This window comes from Halonotius terrestris (assembly GCF_006861665.1).
Classification (GTDB): Archaea; Halobacteriota; Halobacteria; order Halobacteriales; family Haloferacaceae; genus Halonotius; species Halonotius terrestris.
Map to the genome: position 1 here is coordinate 33,146 of NZ_RKLU01000006.1, position 19,036 is coordinate 52,181.

The window sequence follows — 19,036 nt, forward strand, 5'->3', positions numbered from 1 at the left end:
GACGTATCCTCAACGCGGTCTTATCCATCTTCCGTCGGGGTCGCGGCCTAATACCAGCGGTCGGATGGCGGAGAGCACGACCCAAAATGACATCTCGCAATTCTTTTACCGCGGAGGGCAGTGCTCCACAAACAACATCGAATCTTATGTCCAGCCGTGCTATTCCTGAGCCGCCCTCTCTGGCTCCTCTCAACAACGAGAACGAGGATCTGATCGAGCAGTTTCGCCGCCAAATCGAGAAACTCAACGAATATGTGGTCGCGAAGGACCCCAAATATGTCGTCGCTCTCTCTCGATCAGGCCCCCGGTTGTTGGAACGGGCCGAGGAGGAAGAGCTGATCGACTTCGGGGACAAGATCGTTACGGAAAAAGCACTTCCGTATATCGATGACGAAGAGATCGAAACCGCCGATGTCGTCGTAATGGACGACATCTTAATTGCGGGCACCACGGTTTGGAATTTCGTCTCCGAACTCGCGTTGAAGTACGATCTCGACGCTAGCCAACTCACGGTCGTAACCCTAGCCATCGACAGCGACTGTCAGGGCCTCTTTTCCGAAGAGGAGTGCGACCGCATTCCTGCGAACGAAGTCGATCTGGTGTTGAACGAAGAGACCGACCACATGGCGGTTCCGTTCAAGACGTTCCTTTCTACGAGCGTTCGCAAGCGATTCAAATTTTCGAAAGACCTGATCCATACGATTGCTACGCTCAACAAACCCTACGACATCGACTACGCGCTCATCAACGCCGTTTTCTCTACAGCCGACTTCGAACGGCTCAAAGATAAGTATCAGAGCAAAGAGTTGACCACGACCCAGCAGTCGCGACGGGGCCTGCGCCGAATGAGCGTCTTGGTTCCGCCGAAAGACGGGCTTCAATTCCACGATGTCGTATTCGATGGCGTCGAACCCGAGAACAAAATCAACAAACTTAGGGTGTATTTCGACCGAGAGGCTGGCTCCGTAACCATCGCGCCAATGTACATGTTCTCTGTCGCGAGTTCAATTTTGGAAACCGACGCGGCGTTCGATTCAGAGGAGTTCGGCTACCTCAACGAGTTCGTCGACGAATGGACCGGCCACATTGAGGACGAGGACGAACGACAAAAGTGTAAATTCCGGCTGATCTGGTTTTTCGTCAGCTACTTGTTCGGCGTGTTCGTCGAAGAGACCATTTTCGATGACGAGGTCGACATCGCGCAGTCGACGGGACCGAGGCAACATCTGAATTACAGCGACCTCAAAATGGTATTCGGAGAGAAGGTCAGTAGCGAAATCCTCAAATTCATCGACCTTCATCGAGGCGACTTCGTCAGTTCCTTGTCGGAGAGTCCAGCCGAAGATCAAAACGACGAGACAGTGGAGTTCGATGTCGAATTGTCTGCGGACTTCGCTGACGACCCGGCCGAGATCTACTCCAAAATCGACGACAAGGACTACGTAGACGAAGAGGACCCCTTGAAGGGTATTTCCACCGTTGAAGACGGAGAATACGAAGAAATCACCAGCAACGACGACAAGTACATTGACCGGATCTCCGACGCCAACAATTTGCATTCGAATCTAGCTATTATTTTCGAATCGATGTATTCGAACATTGAATGCTTGGCTCAAGCTGCGTCCTCTAGGTTCAACGGCCATCAAGACTATATCGATTGCTGGTTCCCGAGGATGATAGAGCGGTTGGACAGCGGCTTCACGGCCTCTGAACTCGCGGGCATTTTGAGCGAACGCACGGAGTACGACTTCAGTTCCCCGAAAGAGCTACGTCACTTTTCTCTTGCATTCGATGTACTCGTAGACAAGGGAGAGCAAATCCCAATTTTCACCAAGCGCGAATCTGACGAAGGGACCGAGTGGACGCGGGCCTACAGGCACGGTGAGAGTGCCTTCATCTTGTACGACGAGTTCCACGACATGATGTTCTATGCGTTCCGCGAGATACTGGTCACCAAACAAAAACGCAGAGCACTTCCGAGCCTCGTCCTCGAAAAAATAGGCGTGCTACTGTGGCAGACGTTGAACGATCAGAAACATATCGACGATTTGGACAACCCTGGGCATCCAGAGTCGATCCACATCAAGAATACCTTCTTGCCATACGGAAATACCTTAGACGTCGTCGAAGACACGTCGGACTTCCAAGAGGGGTACGAATACGATGAGATAGCTATGAATTCGTCCGGGGACAATCTCGTCAAATGGGCCAAACGAGTTGATATGTTGGAGAAATCTGAGGATGACGACGGGATGTATAAGATCGCCAAAGGGGCAAGTGCCAACTTATCTGATTCTATGATTCATTTGAAGTCGAGCGAAGATAATTACGGCTTCAGGTCCAATTCTGCTCAAATCGTTCAAGAAGCAGAGTCCTTGGCCAGAGCTCTCTATTGGGTACACGATAAATTTGATAAGGACAGCGCAGACGCGAAATACCTAATCGGGTTAACAAGTTGCTCGGACGCTAAATCCTTCTTACACGCGATTCAAGAGGAACTGCGTTTGCTCCTTGACTACAGATGGAGCAATCGGTACCATTACACCGACGACGAGACCCGGCAGTCCAATGTGGAGTTGTTCCTAGATAAGTTGGAGGACATGATATCAGAGCGGACGTTGGACGATTACATGAAGGGCGATTTGGAATCACGAGACCTCTTGACGGACAAAGCGGACTTGAAACGGCCGACCACTCAACTCGATTTGAAGTTGGAAGCGTGGGACGAAATGGACGATATTGCGACAGATATCGAGAACAATTTCAACGAACGTCATGAACTTCGCGTCCAAACCGTGGAAGGGGCTGAAACGGTCTGGGACCTCTACAACGCGACGGGTTTGCCGGACTTCCTAGATAAAGTAAAAGATCGCCACGAGTCGCATTTGGTACCGACGAAGACCGAACACTTCTTAGAATTTACGAAAGACTTTGGCGAAATTTGCGGCGAGTATTATTCTCTTTTGAGAGAATTTTACGACTTGAGTTATCAAATTAAAAACTTCGACGACGTAAATTGGCAAGCCACGCTTGAAGATTACCACGAGCAAGTGGCGAGTTTCAACGAGCATCTTTCTACCCTCGGGGGAGAAGCGGATCCAAATAGGTTCGAAGAGTATTACCGACAGCTCGCAGATCTCTCGGTGTCCGAACTTTCGGAGCTGCACCCGGACAAGCTCTCTGAGGCGGAAACGAAATCCTGTCTGCTCCAACGCCTGGAAGACTACGACGAAATCTATCAGACGTTGAAATACATATACGAGGCTGAGTACAGCAAAGAAGAATTTAGAGACCGATTGAAAGAAGCCCCCTCGAGCGTCTGGAAACGAGAGCACAAATTCGGTCTTCACGCGTCCGTTTCGAACGCCGACGACGACCCAGAGATCACCCACGAGTTGGTGAAATTGGGCAAGACGAACGACCTCGAATGGTTCGTAGCTGACGATGCACTCGAAATGAAGAAGTTGGTGACGGACTTGTTGACGCTGGTCGACGGACACGACACAGCTGAACTAACACTGGGCATAGTGACCAAGTCGGACGTCAATCATAAAATCAACACGTCGGAAAAATTCGACAAAGTAGATAACGGCGACCACATGCATGTCTCGATGGGCTTGGCGGAATTCGAGCCGGACGGCGGCGACGGTGTCGAGACACCCGACGGATCCCACAAGATCTGCGTGGCTCCAGGGGTACGAAACGAGTGGGGTGGAGTGCTTCCAGACGAGCTTGAGTCGCTCGTTTCGTTCGCGAATTCCGGTGGGGAAGCTCGGTGGGAGCTGGACGTAATCCGATTCTCGAATGGATCCAAAGAACTCAAAGTTGGATGGGGGCATATCGAGCCGAGCCCCAATTTCTCGACAGAGGTCAGAGAACTGGACTATTACGAGGAATGACGGTTTCTAACGCGTCGATGACTCCGAGAGGTGGTTCGAATTGAGTTCGTCTCAGAATTTAAAAGACGACGGCGAGGATGGTGACCAATCGGACGTGTTTGTTGCCACTGCGGGCCGGTTTGAAGGGTTTCAGAACGTTTTCAATATTTTTCTCGGGGCTATCGTACTTTGCTTTACAGCGTACTTGATCTATTTGATTCTCATGGGGCAAACGAGTTCGTTTACTCTGCCTGCAGCCGTTACTGGCTTGGCTACCGTGTTGTTAGTGTCAATCACATATAGTTATTCGAACGAAACCAAGCGGCTAGTCAACCTCAATCAGAAACGGAACGAAAGAGAAGAAAAACGCAAGCAAGAACAGATCGAGAATACAAAACGTGCTTTGGCAGAAGAAATTAGTCACGTCGAAGATTGGGACGAAACGCGTCAATACATAATCGAGGAAGGTTATCACGGTTCGTTGGCACCAACTCAAATCTACGAGAGCGATCCGTGGCGAGCGGGGCAGTTTGACGAAGTTCCCCGAGAAGCCGTCTACAGCTATTACAATTCGCTCATCGGCTTGCAGAACGAACTAGAGGGAGTCAGCGACGAGGAATTACTAACCAACGATGTGTTGCAACGCAATCTGAAACAACAACTTGATGAAATATCGCTGCGGCAACGCGATGCCCTCGACGCTCTAGGTTACGACGATCATGACGACGTCGAAACCGATGAGGAAGTGGAAAAAGCAACAGAAACGGCGACTAATTGAGGAGCAACTGATTTCGACGAGTACCATTCCGAGCCTCGAATATCGGCCACATTGTACCGTACGAGCAATTCAATACTCCTCTTTTCCGCACATCGATGACGACCGTATCTAATTGTGTGATTAAGTCTCACACTCCTTCGTTTCAGCTCCAGATTCTAGCACGTCATCGTGGTCTAACGCCTGTTCTATGTCTTCCAGTCGTTGTTCGTGCTCATCGAGTCGGCTCTCCTGTTCGAGGTCAATGCTGAGCAGTGCCGACAGAAGGGGATTCTGGTGGTTCAAGAATCCGCTTGCATCAGCGTGTTCACGGGCGTACTCGAAGAGCCGATCAAATCGTGGTTGATCGCGCCGGCGGAGTGCCCGGCGGAACTCACCCCACCGCTCTTCGATGGCTCGGAGTGCATCTCGGTATGTCGGATTCGTTCGTCCCATCGCTATCGCCCTCCCGTTGTCGTCCACGCATCGAGCAGCGGGTCTGCGGTGGCTGCGACCGTCTCACCGTCGGCTGTGAGGCCCGTCCCGACGCCCTCTAGAGTCGGCGTCGACGCCGGCGTCGTCGGTTCAACACCAACTTGTGTGGCACGCGCCGCAAGCAGCTGTCGCCAGTAGGCGAACGTCGTCTGGTAATATGAGCCGTCACCAACGGGATAGACGAGCGTCTCGAAGTCCTCGCCGACGATCCGTGGCCCCATCCGGGTCTGTGAACACTCCAGGTGGTGATCGGCAGCCGTCCCAACCGGCTCGGTGAATTCGCTTCGTTCGCTTCGCGTAATGAGCACCGGGATGTCGTACCCCTCGGCGTAGGTCGATAGCCGGGTGAGCGTTCGTGCCTGCAAGGTTTCTGCGTCGGCCTCGCCGAGCGTATCGTCGGCACGGTACTGCGCGTCGACGGCCGGTGCGACGATGAGGGCGGGTGTGTGTGGTGATGAGTCCTCGCCATGACTCGCTGGGTGTTGACTCCCTGCTCTGGGATCGCTGGTGGACGCTTGAATAGACTGGTTCACCGCCGTTGGGAGATCACAGACGGTACTGTAGTGCTGGTAGGCAGTGAACCCACGAGCGACATGGATTCTGTTGAGCAATCGTTGACTGGGTGCGATCTGGGCAAGTGTCGTCGTGGTCGCATGTCCGTTTGCGTCGACCCAGAAGGCAGGCCCGTCGTGTAGGAGGAGATGATCGAGGACGAGCGACTGTAGAATCGGAACGCCGCGGCTCTCCTCGACGTCAAGTAGCGTGATGCCTTCGTTGAGGGATGGCAACAGCATTTCGTCGGTGTTCGGATCGGCCTGATCAGCGAGGGCCTGATTCCGATCGGCGTCGCGGGTCGGCTGGTCGACCCCCAATCGATTCGAATTTGCGTGGATTGGCATATTCGACTAGTTTTCATTGTCCCCGATAAGCCGCTGCGTGATACTTCCGCGCTTCAGGGAATGGGACGAGATGGCTGGTGATCCGCCTTCTGTGGCAGAGATTCTGTAGATAATCGACTGTTTCCGAGAACGTTTCCAGAAGCGGCCGGAACCTACGCTGATGTCTTAACCAACAATATGGGATTTGCGAGCAGTCTGTTGGTTAATACACTACAGTCAGTTACGCTGCTCGAAATTAGTATCCAACCGATCACTGCTATCGGTTTGAGAAATGAATACGAATACGCCGTCCCGGCCTACAGGTCTCGTGGCTCGACAGTTTTCCGGTCGTTTGCCTCGGCTCGTTCGGCAGCCTCGGTGAGCAGTTCAGCGACCTCGTCGTTGACAGCTTCGTAGAAATCCGCTGAAACCGGGTGATCTGCCAGTGCTTCCTTCACGCCTGATTTGACAATGAGGTCAGTCATTCCAACGTAGAGTTCTCCCCAGCCTTATATAAACGTTTGAGGTTCTGAGCTCGTAGATTTGTTACCCCAGCAAATGAAAATCGTCCTGTCGAATACTATGGGACTACTTATCCGTCCTATATTTTGATATGAACGCCGTGCAAGATATAGAGGTTGTAGTCAGCACGGGAACTACGTTATTTTGGCTCTGTTGAAATCCTATTCTTCAGATATATTCTGGCCTGAAACAGCCGGTCGATGAAAACTGCGAGTTGAGGACTTAGGACAGTTGCCTTGCCAGTTCGATACTTGGGATCTCTGGTGTTTTGGGATCACTTAGATCAATTTCACGCTGCGTTTCGAATCTGAGTGTTTAGTAGAAGCCAACAATACTGAGTGAACCGTTGAGAAGTGGCGGATATGTCCCTATTTTTCTGTTGGGTCAGGATTCTTAGTCGGTGTAAATACCCAGTTTACGGAGATTGTGATATAATTTTTTCGTGGCTTCAGGACTGTTGTAGAATAGTCGTCCTAGGATTGACGCGATAACTCCGCCATCGCTGGTCGACTTGATCGCTTCGTATCCGCGAATAAATCGGTCTTCACCCACTGCGTGGATAGCATCTAGATCAGCAACAGTTTCTTCAGCCCGGTTTAATCCCCACGCGACGAAGGTCAACGTGGCTCCAAAATAAGCAGCCTCGGTCACAGCCGAGGTTTGAGCACCGAGGGCGGCTCCGAGTCCTGCGTAGAACAACGACACGAGCCCAACTGAGAACCCTGAAAGGACAAGACCCAACCAAGCACCACGGATGAGCGAGTCCCGCTGTTGGTGGCTCCGTTCATGTTGAATAATTGTTTCTGTAGCCTCACTCGGTAGTCTATCGAACTGCTCTCGATTCAGAATAATAGTGTCGGCAAACGGGATGTTCTGACCTAACTTCGCCGAATCGTCCGAGAACCAGCATACCTCTATCTCCTCGCCATTGCTAAGCTCGACTAATCCCCGTTCTTCGATAGGGGTCCCAGTAAGCCGGGTGAACAGCCTCGTATACCCGTCTTCCAAGCGTTCTGCTAAGTCTTCTAATGAAAACATACCGCAATCACGACGTGACAAGAAATAAACCTTTCGCTGAAACATATGTACATAGTCTATGACTGGTCTTTTTAGACACACTTTCGGACAATCGCCTGTGAACTACCTTTTGACGGAAAGTTCTCTACCCAACGTTTGTTCTCCTACTCAGAGCGATCTACTCTACTCAAATTGGGAGATGATTCTGTGCGAGATTCGCGCCGTCCATCTTGCACGTCAATCAGTACCAATTCGATGCTCTGACAGTTGATTTACTCAGCTGGGAGAGTCAGAACCATTTGTAGCGGGCTAACCAACAAAACTCCCGCCGAGTAGGCCGATACAGCCGGTGATATCTTAGATGAGATGGCTTCCTCGATCGATGAATTACGCAGATTACTGGTTGAATACGAAGGTGATATCCACTACGCCGGCGATTGTGAGTTCATTTCTGACTCACAATTTTGAGTTGAGTCGATCTTCAGAACTGACCACTCAACAGTGCTGGAACATGTTTATGTCCCACCCGAAACAGCGCACACTATGCCCACCTCAACGGTATTTGGCCACGCAGAACTGGCCACCGCAGATCTCGTCGTCGACGCCGTCTATGAAGGCGGGTCGGCAAACTACCTCTCGGCTGCACCGCTGCCAGATCTGATGGACGTGGGTACCAACGGTGGCTTTCGGCCGAAGCGATCGCCGACACCTTCGATGACCCACATTGGCCAGATCACCTCGAACCACAAACGTGGATCAAAAGTGTTATAAATATATATCAACCTCACAAATACTATATATTTATGAACAAATAAAGAAAAATAAACAACTCAAATGTGAATAAAGAGAATATAATCCCTGATTTCGTGAGTTCATAGAACAACTTTTGCACGCGCGAATTCTCATCATATTCTAAATAATATAATGATGAAATTCTAATCATATGATATATATCTATAAATTTTTCTTTCCATGTGAATTCTGGGCCATCAGACCATTCCAGAGACGATTTTGAAGCATCATGTTGTATAGATTTAAAATAACGGAATGAAGAGAATAAAAATATGATTGATAATATGTAAGATAATATAGAAATATTTTGAACAGTCAATAGACTTGTTAGGTCTATTGGAGTTATAAAATCAATAGCACGTAGGAAGTCAACAGATAAGTTTGTGAATCCAGATAATTCATTTGGAATGTTATTTATTGCTAATATATTATATCCAGCCATAACGATATCAGGAGTTAGTCTCCCCACGACGCCGAATATGAACGCAAATATACCATATATAGTTATGTAGTAGAGATAATGTGCATTTTTTTCAGAAACAGTAATTCTCTTCGAGTTATATCCTATTGGATATCTTGGAAACTTCACAATATATTTATTTTGTACTCCTTCATCTCGCAAACTAAACGAGTTCTTTATACTCTGAAGACTTATCCATATTAAGACTCCAAAATTAAATATTATATAAAAATAAGCAACGAGAAAAGATAATAGACTCAATGATAATAAAGCAGATATGAGGAATGCAAGCAGGCCAACAGGTATTGATATTACTGAAATAGGTTGTCCTATTTGCCTAATAAAATCGAAGGCCAACGCCCCTACAATAACAAGGAGAAAGTAAACAAAACCTTTTATTAAATATTTGTCTACTGTATTATTAAAACTTCGAAATTTCACCAAGAGATCATCAATACCATTGTTAATATTATTTTTAATCCGCTCATTTAGTTCAATATTTTCAGCATTGATCGGTGGGCCAAATATATTAAATACAGATGGTGCCACACTGCAAATCCATTTGCTGAACCTTTCTGATACACTAGATAATTCTATCAAAAAACTATTTATTAGATTCTTTCGGAAGTGTTTAAGATTCATAATCAGCTTTTCGACTCTTTTTTCAATCATATGAAACACAAATCTGAAGGTTAATCTAGTTGCTTCCCACCATTCGCTTTCTATAGCTGATATTCTTATGTTACTTCTTATGCTATTTCAAGTTCTCGAATAATTAGACCAATTTTATATTGAAATTTTGATAAAACTCCAGAATAACCAATGTGATTGAATCGTTATTCTATTAATCAATATAACTAAAATAATCAGATTTAAATACAATTTTTATAATTTATTTTATTAGTAAGGCTGTTATTTGAAAATCTAGCAATCTAATATGAAATCTCGATAGCATAGTTGATTGCTACACGTTTCTGCCCTATAATTAATGCAACAGCCCTACGATCAAACCGGTCACTAACCCACCTGTATGACCACCATTGATCCAATCAGGGTGGAAGAATGGGCCAGTGAACGGATCTAAAACAACCGTAACAGCCGCACTTATCGCCAGTAACAATGCGATCCATTCGAATCCCCTTGGAGGATTTCTGGAGCTACAGAACTGCACAATCGCAACACCCGCCATCGCATACACTGTCCCACTGATCCCATACATGGCCACCTGATCAGCTGTAAACGCTGCTATGAAGACTCCACCAATCGCGGTCGATAGATAGGCAGTGACAATGACGAAGATTCCAAATTGACGCTTTGAGAAGTGCTGTTCTAGTGGGATTCCCAAGATGGCTAGTCCCCCGATATTCGTCAGGACATGCCCGAAGCCAGCATGGAGGACGGGCGCAGCGAGCCACGCAATCTCGGGATGGAGCTTGAATGACCCAACTGCCAAAACACGGATGCTCTGAGTGCCCAAGAGTACAGAGAGAGCAACTTCACCAGCAAAGACGGCGGCCACAATCCAGATCAACGTTAGTGTGACCGGTGCATCAGCTGCCAGATATTGCTCCTTTGCCTCGCGTGCGGTTTCGCCCAATGGCTCTTGTCGAATGATGTGTGAATGCCAGCTCATAGCAACCGATACCCTCCCATGGAGGTTGGCACAGTGACATCGGCAAACCAGAACCGCTCTAGAGAGACGATGTGGCGGAGTTTTTCAGTGCAGTGTCGTTGGTTACGCTCCTGAACAGCCATGATCGAGTTGCACCGACTTCGGGCCACCCGCATCCGGCGAGATTTTTTAGATATGGGAAACGCGGTTGGTGATCCGAGACACCTGTATCGAACTGGTCTGTCGGTTGCACGCATCATACCCTAAGTCATGACTGGTAGAATCATATAGCCACCAGACCTTTCACGCAAATTATAACTTGCAAGCGGCTTTGCAACCCTGTAGGAACCCGTGCAGGGGGGTTTGCAAACCCCTACAATCGGGCGACAGCATATGGGTGGAAGCTTAGCTGCACTCAAGTCGGAATACGATGGAGATAATCAATCCAGCAAGCGGGTTTTGGGTGAGTATCTGTACGATCGCCCGGCCCAGTGGGTTGCCCAACAGGAGTTGGCCTCAGAGGTCGATCTCCACAGCAGTGTGGTCTCAAAGCATCTTGATGACTTCCACGAGGATGGCTATATCCTCTCGAAGAAGGTTGAAGGCGAACGACATGTTCAATGGGATGGCCGTGGCGCAGGCGGGCTTGGATACTGGGCCCGGGAACTGATTCCACAGCAGCTGTGGCAGGCTGGAAGTGAACTCCGGCCGTTCCTTACACTGGATCGATTGGGTGGAGCGTATTTGCCGACTTTACTGTTTGGCCTGTTGATGGGGGTTGGGCTGGTGATGGGTGTCACAACATATCTGATCGCAGAGTTTGAGTTGGGGTCGGTATTTGGGTATACAGCACTGGACATTCTCGTGATAACTGGAATACTCACTATGACGGCCTCGGTATTGTTGCTCGCTGCTATTTTATGGCGACTATTTGTTTTAGCTGTTTCAGCGGCCGGGTTGTTACCTTCATGGAGTGGTTCTGAATTGGGCGATGAATCAAGCTGATTAAGAAAAGATCCTCTGTACGTATTCGCCTTCTTGGGTTCCCAGATTACTCCACTTAAAAAACATTCCTAACACATACAAAACCTATTTGACACTTCAAACCAAATGAAAAACAAATGGTTGTAGCGAGTACATTCCGTTCTTTGAAGATCTATGATATCCTTGCGAATCTTCTCCCCGGGCTAATGCTTTTGATAATTATTGCGGCCACGATAAGTGTAGAAGAGTATTTTAGTGGGATCTCGACGAGTCTACTTGTTGCCGGGTTTTTTGTTGTTGGTTTTATTATTGGTCATGTCATTCAAGGAGTAGCCAGTAAACTGAATGGAACACCAAGGCTGTTCGGTTTGGTACTCTCAGAGATGAGGAATGTTGAACCGTATGATCCCGATGGGACGTTTCAGGCATTGAACCCACAAATTCGAGACTGGTTTGGGTTTAAACGAGCCACGACTTCCGATTTGAATCTTACTGAAGTAGAGGAAAAATTTTGGTCGTTGGCCAGGGATGAATTTGAACTATCAGATGACTTCAAAAACCATGGCCGGCTCATGCAATTAGTACTTAGCTATCTGGAGACTGTTTCAGCCGCGCGAGCACTACGGTTTCAATCTATCCACACGTTTCATAGAAGCATGTGGGGCATGTGGATCTTGTCGATTCCATTGATAATAGCAATCCAAATAGGGGGTCATTATAATATCTTAGCTACTCGTTCACTAAGTGTCTTCATATTGGTTGGTTCAGTCTCTCTCCTTGGGATCCGAGTTTTCGGAGAGCGTAAGGAGAAATTCAATAAAAAGGTCGTAGAGTACGCCATTGTCGATTTTTATGTTCAACAAAAGAGTCAGTAGGAATGGTTTCGTTTATATTTACGACTCTCTGCTAATTCCTCAGTATGGCTTGGTGAATGAGATACTTTCCAATCATTATTTGAATTCGCTTGAATGCGAATCCGGCCATCTGATCGAGTCGTCAGAACCTTTCGTTCGTTAGTTTCACCGGTAGATTCGTTTTTCACGGTGGCACCATTAGCAATGTTTCCGTATTTTGTAGGTACCGTATTTTGATCATCACCTTCCGATTTCTCTGAAAAGATGACGATATCCGGGTCTACATGAGTGACAAACTCATGAACGTAGCTGCTATCGCGTCCATGATGCGGTGCAATTAGTATATCTGCGTCTTCGCAGGCTTCCATTGCAGTATCCTTTTGAATCAATCCCTCAATACCCTCTTCGAGCATATCACCAGCTGTAACCAGCTTGAATCCTCGACAATTAACGACGGTCATTCTGCTCATATTATTCAAGCGTTCGTAATTTCCCTCTCCCCAGCCCGATTCTGGAGCTGAAAAATTGTGAAATGTTACTCCGGATCTATGACCCCCATCAGATCGGAATCTTCTCTCCGATTTTTCGACACCTGCCCACTCTGGATCACTCGGTGTAGGATCTGGGTCACCGCTATAATCATCAAGCTCAAAATACACCTCCACATCTTCGATGTACTCCTCGTCATCTTCCTCCTCAATTTTTTCTTCGAGGATATCTCGTGCTTGTTTTGGACGCTGGATGATTTCGGGGAGAAGATCCTCTTCTTTGAATGCATCTAAATCTTCAATGTGATCATGATGTGGGTGGCTGATAATCATATAATCAATTTTGTTCCGTCGAAATCTATTGCTTATCCACCATGCTGGCGAAAAATCACTGTTAGCTCCGGCGTCAATCACGATATCACGTCTTCCAACATGAAGGAACATCGCACTCCCGTGATTAACGTCCCACACACGAATATCGAGAACGTGATTACTCATCCAACCCATGTGTCTATGCAGAGTAAAGTTGGATTATTGGCATAAAGCTACTCAGAGTACAGTGAAAGTGGAATGGCTATCAGGGGAGATCAAATATTCCGTCTGGATGTTCGAGATCAATATCTAACTCACCCTCTTCAACGGTAATCTTAATGCGACCATGTTGTCGGGTTGAATAGATTTCTGTCTGATTATCACATACACGATTATAATCCGCTTGTGCATCATGCTCAGTTTTCTTACCGACGCTAAGAATTACAAAATCTGGATCAATTTTTTTGACTGCTTCCTCGTTGAAACCGTTTTGACGCCCATGATGAGCTGCCTTCAGCACTCGAATATCTTCAAGATCGTCCTCAGCGTATTCTAACACTCTTCTCCAAGCGTCTTCTCCCTCTATATCTCCAGGGAGAAGGATTCCTCCAGCAGGTGTATTTATTTTTAAGACGTAGCTCAACCTATTATAATTCTCATCCGCACGGTCAGCATACTTTTTGTTTAGTTGTTGTATGTATGGAGACGAGGGATGCAGAATGTCTATGTCGTCTTCTTTCCAAGTTGACGTTTTGGTTCCCTTTGTTGGTTGGATGTAGTGATGGTTGGTTTTACCGTGACGGATTTCCTCATAACGCCTCCAATCATTTGGATCAAATCGTTCTGGCCAGTTATCTTGTTCCGCACTCAACGTTTTCTTATGAAACGTATCCCAGAACTCTGTAATCTCAATTTTGTTATCGAGGTGCTCTAGTCCCGACAGATGATCCATATCCGGATGTGTTGCAATGAATCTCCAGACCCCTTTGCCACCATCATCTATGTTATTTTGGAAGTAATCAACAGGGGAATTAAGATACTCATATGCGTATTCTTCTTCTGACTCAGGCCCTTTGGAGCTCAGCAAATTTTTGAGAAAGTAACCAAGCCCGGCTACGTCAGCGTCTTGTTTGTGTTTCCAATCGTTGATATCAACGAATGTTACACGCCCTTCTGGATCCTTTTCATCACCAGGGTGGTGAATGATAGTGCAGTCACCGTGATCAACGTTCAGAAAGTGAGCTTCAAACTTTGATCTCTCACCCAACATATGAAATTCAATTATAGTCAACTATACAAGAGCTTTGGTTGTATCTGTACTACATATATGGATCCTACATGGTGTTTTTAGTTGGCAATCATTGCTTTTCTCTTCGCCGGAGTAGAGGGGTGAGAAGAAATCGCGGTTTAGACAACAGCCGTACAGTGCCACCAGCTTTGCCGCGGCCCGACATCCCAGATCGTCATCTCCGCTTCTCCTAAGATCATCACAACGGCCGCAGGCAAGCCATCGGTATCCAATGCGATTTCAATCGTCCACCGACCGGATGGATCTCTCGCCGGCGCAATGAGATCCGTTCCAATCACGTCTGATCGCTTCCCCAATTCATGAATCACTCCGCGGGCTCGATTCCGTTCTTCGACCGTACAGCTCATTGGGAGCCCTCAAAGACTCGCGTTGGGCGACCATGCTCATCGACAAGTTCGATAACCTCGCCATCGGCGACGTTGATGTGCTCATACAGCTCGTGGGTGACTGCATTGTCGCGGTCATGTGTGGCTTCGAGGGCGTATTGGGTCCTGAGACCTACACATGTTGAGCGTTCTCGAACGCCAACGAATTGGACGGTGAGGGGGCTCGAATGGCCTTCGAGAATGATCTGATCGTCGGGGCGATACGTTGAGAGGTCGGTTACGCCTGGGACTGCGTAGTCGGGAGTGGGTAGTGGTGCGTCGGTACGCTTTTGCTCGGTGCCACTTGTAGTGGCTGTTGGGCTTTGGCTCATCTGTAGTAGACACAGCCCAGCTCGCCTGTGACACCAGGCGGGATTTTGGCCTTATCGACTTTGCTGAGCTTTCTGTGTCTGTTTTAGTGTCCTGTTCCCACCACCATAATACTTTTTGTTATAGCCAGAGGTATGTATGTATGGTTCAAGGAAAACGAACAATCACTGATGATGAGATCGTCAATGAAATGAGAACCGCATCTGATCCAGCTTTTACCACGAGTGAGTTAGCCGAGAAATTCGAAATGACAACTGAGGGAATCCGGGGTCGCCTCAAGCAACTCGAAAATCAAAGCCGAATTCGATGCAAGAAGCCAAGCTCAAGATCAGTAATTTGGTGGGTGGATACCAGTCAGTCGTCGGTTGTTTGTTCGAAGTAGTGACGGCTCCCTCCTTCGGTAATCCAATATATGACTGTCCGCTGTCCGGGTTTCTTCTTTGCTAAATACCCCTCGTCGACGAGTCTGTTCATCTGGTGTCGAGCACCTTCTGTAGTACAATCAAGCTCCTCAGCAATTTCAGAGGGGACGAAGGCTGGATCAGTAGATCTCAAGAAAACCCGGAGGATGCTTATCGGGTCGATTTCTGGATCTGGGCCACGAGTCACTACATATCTATAGTACAGAATTTGATAAAATTCCAGCTATCTTTTTCCTCTTGCATGTACTAAAGGTTAAGTAGCTCTGTTTTGAACCAGAAGTTACAGACGTCACTAACGCATTATCGGGTTGGTAAAACACCGACCGGAGTGGAGTCCGGCCGACGTTCGTGGCGTCAAAGAACCTCAATGAAAGCAAGCATCCGGGCCGTCTTAACAACGACGGTCACATCCAGAGTGGCAACGCTACGGTACCCGACTGAACCGACCTCTGCTACATCCCACCGTCCGAGAGTGAGTGCCCAATGAGTTCTCTCGACGCCCTGCAAGCCAGAATCGAAGTGCTCGAAGCCGAAACCACCCAGCTCAAAGAAGCCAATGAGGAACTCACCGAGCGCGTCGACGAACTCGAAACCGAGAACGAGCAGCTCCGAGACCGCCTCGACTCTACCGAAGCAACCCTCACCACTATCCCAGACATCTCGATCGATACCACCCAGAAAGAACCCGTGAAGACACTCATGATTGAGGACATTCCCGTCGGTCGCAAGATCAGTGGGGCTGTCTCGGAGTGGGCATTCGAGAATGAATTGAAACCCGCGCTGAAAACAGACCTCGAAGCGTCTGATCCCAAGGTCTCCTCGAACAGTTCACCAACCCCCAGCGAACTCACGCCGATCGAACAACTCACTCGGGCCGAAGATCTCAGTGAACTCACCAACTCAGTCACGACACAACGGGCCGTCGCACTCTTCGAGCATCTCTCGAAGTGGGGCCAGAAAACGCCGAAAGGGTACTGCCTCCGAGCGAAGGACAATCCCCTCGCACTCCTTCAGGCGGATCAAAACGAGTCGCTGTGCTGGAAGCAATACTACAGAGCGTGTGAAGCCGTCGAATCGCTGTCGAATGGTGCGGTGACGTTTGTCGATTCGGATCGCCACGGGAAGATGCTCGTCTTGCACGAACACTCAGAGGTGTATGACCGACTGCAGGGGTCGCTGACAGCGTCGTCAGTACAGGCCGAAGGGTAGCCGTCAGTGACACACTGACTCCGACTCTACCACGAGAGGCCGCACACAACCCACGCTGTGTTTTCCCCTGTGGCTAGTGACAACCACCGCCTGGCTCTTCCCGAATAACAACACAACATCGAAATATAGAGACACTCCAAAGTAGATTAGCTCTGACAACACTGTCAGTGAGGGTGGGGCTATCAATACGCTCTATCCTCGATCTTCCATCCACTCTATGAATACCGCAGATTACGAGGCCGACGACTGGTTGGATTTGGCGTGGTCACCATGGCGTTCGCTCGATCCGGCCGCCGGCGAACTCACAGCGATCACCACAGAGCCGGGATTGTATCGGGTGCGTCATCACAACCGAGAGGGGCTCACCTACATCGGTCAAACTGGTCGGGATCTTCGTGAACGACTTCGGGCACTGGCGGGCTGTTACAACGAGGAGATGCCCTACACCGATCCGCACGTCACGGCACCCTGTTTGTGGGCGATTCGTCAAGAGTCCGGCCCCGCCTTCGAGGTTTCTGTGGCGACTCCTGATGGCGTTGGGGACAACCAACGACGCAAAGGAATCGAAGAAGCACTGATCGCGGTTTATCGCCGTGAAACAGGATCAAATACCGAGGCCAACTTCGGCCGCATGATCGAGGGCTACAAGCGATCTTCGCGGAGTAGCGATGGTGTCGTCGGTGGGCCACTGGAAGACGACCAAACAGAGCCGAATACAGCCGCTGGCATTGGGCCACTACCCTGGGAAAATCATTCGAATCCCACCGCTTCGGAGTGGATGGGCTTGGAGTGGTCTCCGCTTCAGACATTGGCGCAAGCAGATCAATCGATTCCACAAGCCGCCGGCGTCTATCGGATCTGGGATCCATCTGAGCCTCATCCCTTGGAGTATATCGGGCAGAGTACGAGACTCCGAAATCGGCTGTATCGGCATCGACGCACCCGCTCTGAGGAGCTTCACTTCAGCTATGCCACCCACTCTGTAGCTGACGCAAAACACATACTCGAACAAATCGAGACGGATCTAATCGGAGCTCACTGGCTGGCCCTCGACATGGCGCCGCGTGACCAATTCTAAGGAGGCCGTGGATACAAACGATCCTGCTGGATTATCCAATCGGTTCAGAGTCTTAACCAACAACCGATTCGTAATGGGATAATTTGTTGGTTAAGCATTCCGATGAAGAGCCCCCGACCTACCTGACTGCCCGAATTCAGCGCGAACTCTGAGTCTGACAAAGTATATTGCCCCGCAGATGGCTCTTTGATTCGTTAGCGAATCCGACACTCACAATGATCCACTCGATGTGCGTAGCTACTACCAGCCCTTCTCTAACCCAGCGTCTGTAAGTGATGACCGACTACCGTTCCATACTCCACACAGTCGCTGAAAACCCCGGCTCCACAGCCGATGAAATCGAAGCCATATCTGAGGGTGAAGACGCACAAATGCTCCTCGAAGAAGCTACCTCCAACGACGACGTAGTCTGTGTGAACGACAGATATTGGATTGTCCGAAAAGGCGAATTCGGTTATCATGAATACGATCATCCAGAGTCGTGAGTGGGCTTTCTCATCGGAGTATTCAAAGTTCTGTGCTGACAATTCAAGATACATTGTCACACACAAGCAGAGCAATCAAATACAAGTCTGGTAACTAGCGAGTATGGTCGAAATATCCGGCGATTTGTTGTGTTTGTATACGGCCGAAATCGATAGCAGTGGCGATACCTTCACACTTGAGGTACCCAAACGGGAGGTCGAAGCCGGCGAGCTCACTCCAGATGAGACGACGAAAGTAGCGGTGTTTTCGACAGCCCCCTCTGCTTCTGATTCTCCCTCGAATTCACAATCAGCAACCCAGCGTACTCACTCTGAGTCACCACCAGTCGATGATGGCGATATCGTAGATGTTGAAATCGACAGCCTCGGTGATCAGGGTGACGGTATTGGACGTGTTGGCCCGGGATACGTCGTCATTGTTCCTGAGACCGACGTTGGCGAACGGGTCAGTGTCCGCATCAGCGAGGCCAAAGAAAACGTCGCCTTTGCGGAGGTTGTCAAACGATACGATCCCGGATACTAGTGTTCTTCAGGGGCTGGTTGGAGTTATCAGGGATCTGGATATCGGCGAACCAGCCTTTGTATTGACGAGTGAATAGATTTGATCTTGATTCGACCCCGCGACTTTCAATAGATTGTACTGCTCCGTTTTCGGGAGGTCGGTTCGGATCTTCGTCTATAACCAATTAACTTCCTCCGTGTAGTGCTCATCAATGGTAGTCGGCCCCAGGAGTCCGTGCTTCCAAATGATTTCATAGTAAACCTATGCAAATTGGTTTTGAACGGGCTTTT

19 protein-coding genes are annotated in these 19,036 nt (G+C 48.8%); 9 read left to right on the forward strand and 10 right to left on the reverse strand.

The genetic code is table 11. The annotated features are described in order from the left end of the window. Positions 1-146 precede the first annotated feature (146 nt). Both EGH24_RS12165 and EGH24_RS12170 read left to right on the forward strand, forming a co-directional pair. A complete protein-coding gene (locus EGH24_RS12165; RefSeq protein ID WP_142980411.1) occupies positions 147-3,899 on the forward strand; it encodes a hypothetical protein in 3,753 nt (1,250 codons plus the stop codon). Between the two features lie 40 nt (positions 3,900-3,939). Continuing rightward, entirely contained in the window at positions 3,940-4,656 is a 717-nt protein-coding gene (locus EGH24_RS12170) for a hypothetical protein (RefSeq protein ID WP_142980412.1), read from the forward strand. A 120-nt stretch (positions 4,657-4,776) separates the two neighbouring features. Here the strand turns inward: EGH24_RS12170 and EGH24_RS12175 are convergent, their stop codons facing one another. The 4 genes from EGH24_RS12175 to EGH24_RS12190 form a co-directional block, all read right to left on the reverse strand. Continuing rightward, positions 4,777-5,088 carry a hypothetical protein gene (locus EGH24_RS12175; RefSeq protein ID WP_142980413.1) on the reverse strand — a complete coding sequence of 104 codons (312 nt, stop codon included), beginning with the start codon at positions 5,086-5,088 and terminating at the stop codon, positions 4,777-4,779. Between the two features lie 2 nt (positions 5,089-5,090). Then, positions 5,091-6,026, reverse strand: a complete 936-nt coding sequence (locus EGH24_RS12180) for a hypothetical protein (RefSeq protein ID WP_185903312.1) — start codon at positions 6,024-6,026, stop codon at positions 5,091-5,093. A 296-nt stretch (positions 6,027-6,322) separates the two neighbouring features. Continuing rightward, positions 6,323-6,490 (reverse strand): DUF1931 family protein, encoded by a 168-nt coding sequence (locus tag EGH24_RS12185; protein WP_142980414.1) that lies wholly within the window; start codon positions 6,488-6,490, stop codon positions 6,323-6,325. A 430-nt stretch (positions 6,491-6,920) separates the two neighbouring features. Beyond that, positions 6,921-7,565: a hypothetical protein gene (locus EGH24_RS12190; RefSeq protein WP_142980415.1), complete on the reverse strand. Its 645-nt coding sequence runs from the start codon at positions 7,563-7,565 to the stop codon at positions 6,921-6,923. Positions 7,566-8,087: 522 nt separating this feature from the next. Between EGH24_RS12190 and EGH24_RS12195 the strand changes: the two genes are divergently transcribed. Beyond that, on the forward strand, positions 8,088-8,315 hold the full coding sequence (locus tag EGH24_RS12195; protein ID WP_185903313.1) for a hypothetical protein: 228 nt from the start codon (positions 8,088-8,090) through the stop codon (positions 8,313-8,315). A gap of 22 nt (positions 8,316-8,337) precedes the next feature. Here EGH24_RS12195 and EGH24_RS12200 read toward each other — a convergent pair whose 3' ends face one another. Together EGH24_RS12200 and EGH24_RS12205 are read right to left on the reverse strand one after the other, a co-directional pair. After that, positions 8,338-9,345 (reverse strand): hypothetical protein, encoded by a 1,008-nt coding sequence (locus tag EGH24_RS12200; RefSeq protein ID WP_142980416.1) that lies wholly within the window; start codon positions 9,343-9,345, stop codon positions 8,338-8,340. 436 nt (positions 9,346-9,781) lie between these two features. After that, positions 9,782-10,429, reverse strand: a complete 648-nt coding sequence (locus tag EGH24_RS12205; protein ID WP_142980417.1) for a rhomboid family intramembrane serine protease — start codon at positions 10,427-10,429, stop codon at positions 9,782-9,784. 372 nt (positions 10,430-10,801) lie between these two features. Between EGH24_RS12205 and EGH24_RS12210 the strand changes: the two genes are divergently transcribed. Together EGH24_RS12210 and EGH24_RS12215 are read left to right on the forward strand one after the other, a co-directional pair. Then, the gene (locus EGH24_RS12210) at positions 10,802-11,413 is read left to right on the forward strand and encodes a hypothetical protein (RefSeq protein ID WP_142980418.1); all 612 of its coding nucleotides are present in this window, start codon (positions 10,802-10,804) and stop codon (positions 11,411-11,413) included. A 116-nt stretch (positions 11,414-11,529) separates the two neighbouring features. Next, on the forward strand, positions 11,530-12,267 hold the full coding sequence (locus tag EGH24_RS12215; RefSeq protein WP_142980419.1) for a hypothetical protein: 738 nt from the start codon (positions 11,530-11,532) through the stop codon (positions 12,265-12,267). Here EGH24_RS12215 and EGH24_RS12220 read toward each other — a convergent pair. After that, the gene (locus EGH24_RS12220) at positions 12,261-13,232 is read right to left on the reverse strand and encodes a ComEC/Rec2 family competence protein (RefSeq protein WP_185903315.1); all 972 of its coding nucleotides are present in this window, start codon (positions 13,230-13,232) and stop codon (positions 12,261-12,263) included. The genes EGH24_RS12215 and EGH24_RS12220 overlap by 7 nt on opposite strands. Positions 13,233-13,311: 79 nt before the next feature. Then, positions 13,312-14,316, reverse strand: a complete 1,005-nt coding sequence (locus EGH24_RS12225) for a ComEC/Rec2 family competence protein (protein WP_142980421.1) — start codon at positions 14,314-14,316, stop codon at positions 13,312-13,314. A gap of 418 nt (positions 14,317-14,734) precedes the next feature. Between EGH24_RS12225 and EGH24_RS15790 the strand changes: the two genes are divergently transcribed. Then, positions 14,735-14,866, forward strand: a complete 132-nt coding sequence (locus EGH24_RS15790; RefSeq protein ID WP_281284939.1) for a hypothetical protein — start codon at positions 14,735-14,737, stop codon at positions 14,864-14,866. A 538-nt stretch (positions 14,867-15,404) separates the two neighbouring features. On the opposite strand, the gene EGH24_RS12230 is transcribed toward EGH24_RS15790, so the two are convergent. Further along, positions 15,405-15,659, reverse strand: coding sequence for a hypothetical protein (locus EGH24_RS12230; RefSeq protein ID WP_142980422.1), 255 nt, complete (start codon positions 15,657-15,659; stop codon positions 15,405-15,407). Between the two features lie 296 nt (positions 15,660-15,955). On the opposite strand from EGH24_RS12230, the gene EGH24_RS12235 reads away from it, so the two are divergent. Then, entirely contained in the window at positions 15,956-16,681 is a 726-nt protein-coding gene (locus tag EGH24_RS12235; RefSeq protein WP_142980423.1) for a DNA replication initiation control protein YabA, read from the forward strand. A gap of 217 nt (positions 16,682-16,898) precedes the next feature. Beyond that, a complete protein-coding gene (locus EGH24_RS12240; protein ID WP_185903316.1) occupies positions 16,899-17,759 on the forward strand; it encodes a GIY-YIG nuclease family protein in 861 nt (286 codons plus the stop codon). Positions 17,760-18,013: 254 nt separating this feature from the next. Here the strand turns inward: EGH24_RS12240 and EGH24_RS15415 are convergent, their stop codons facing one another. After that, positions 18,014-18,298: a hypothetical protein gene (locus EGH24_RS15415; RefSeq protein WP_185903317.1), complete on the reverse strand. Its 285-nt coding sequence runs from the start codon at positions 18,296-18,298 to the stop codon at positions 18,014-18,016. 49 nt (positions 18,299-18,347) lie between these two features. On the opposite strand from EGH24_RS15415, the gene EGH24_RS12250 reads away from it, so the two are divergent. Next, on the forward strand, positions 18,348-18,767 hold the full coding sequence (locus EGH24_RS12250) for a TRAM domain-containing protein (protein WP_142980426.1): 420 nt from the start codon (positions 18,348-18,350) through the stop codon (positions 18,765-18,767). Positions 18,768-19,036 lie beyond the last annotated feature (269 nt).

Bases quoted from the DNA above. Each gene is read 5' to 3' on its own strand.
- EGH24_RS12165 (WP_142980411.1), top strand. From the start codon at position 147: ATGTCCAGCCGTGCTATTCCTGAGCCGCCCTCTCTGGCTCCTCTCAAC.
- EGH24_RS12175 (WP_142980413.1), bottom strand. From the start codon at position 5,088: ATGGGACGAACGAATCCGACATACCGAGATGCACTCCGAGCCATCGAA.
- EGH24_RS12180 (WP_185903312.1), bottom strand. From the start codon at position 6,026: ATGCCAATCCACGCAAATTCGAATCGATTGGGGGTCGACCAGCCGACC.
- EGH24_RS12185 (WP_142980414.1), bottom strand. From the start codon at position 6,490: ATGACTGACCTCATTGTCAAATCAGGCGTGAAGGAAGCACTGGCAGAT.
- EGH24_RS12190 (WP_142980415.1), bottom strand. From the start codon at position 7,565: ATGTTTTCATTAGAAGACTTAGCAGAACGCTTGGAAGACGGGTATACG.
- EGH24_RS12195 (WP_185903313.1), top strand. From the start codon at position 8,088: ATGCCCACCTCAACGGTATTTGGCCACGCAGAACTGGCCACCGCAGAT.
- EGH24_RS12205 (WP_142980417.1), bottom strand. From the start codon at position 10,429: ATGAGCTGGCATTCACACATCATTCGACAAGAGCCATTGGGCGAAACC.
- EGH24_RS12210 (WP_142980418.1), top strand. From the start codon at position 10,802: ATGGGTGGAAGCTTAGCTGCACTCAAGTCGGAATACGATGGAGATAAT.
- EGH24_RS12215 (WP_142980419.1), top strand. From the start codon at position 11,530: ATGGTTGTAGCGAGTACATTCCGTTCTTTGAAGATCTATGATATCCTT.
- EGH24_RS12220 (WP_185903315.1), bottom strand. From the start codon at position 13,232: ATGAGTAATCACGTTCTCGATATTCGTGTGTGGGACGTTAATCACGGG.
- EGH24_RS12225 (WP_142980421.1), bottom strand. From the start codon at position 14,316: ATGTTGGGTGAGAGATCAAAGTTTGAAGCTCACTTTCTGAACGTTGAT.
- EGH24_RS15790 (WP_281284939.1), top strand. From the start codon at position 14,735: ATGCTCATCGACAAGTTCGATAACCTCGCCATCGGCGACGTTGATGTG.
- EGH24_RS12235 (WP_142980423.1), top strand. From the start codon at position 15,956: ATGAGTTCTCTCGACGCCCTGCAAGCCAGAATCGAAGTGCTCGAAGCC.
- EGH24_RS12240 (WP_185903316.1), top strand. From the start codon at position 16,899: ATGAATACCGCAGATTACGAGGCCGACGACTGGTTGGATTTGGCGTGG.
- EGH24_RS15415 (WP_185903317.1), bottom strand. From the start codon at position 18,298: ATGTATCTTGAATTGTCAGCACAGAACTTTGAATACTCCGATGAGAAA.
- EGH24_RS12250 (WP_142980426.1), top strand. From the start codon at position 18,348: ATGGTCGAAATATCCGGCGATTTGTTGTGTTTGTATACGGCCGAAATC.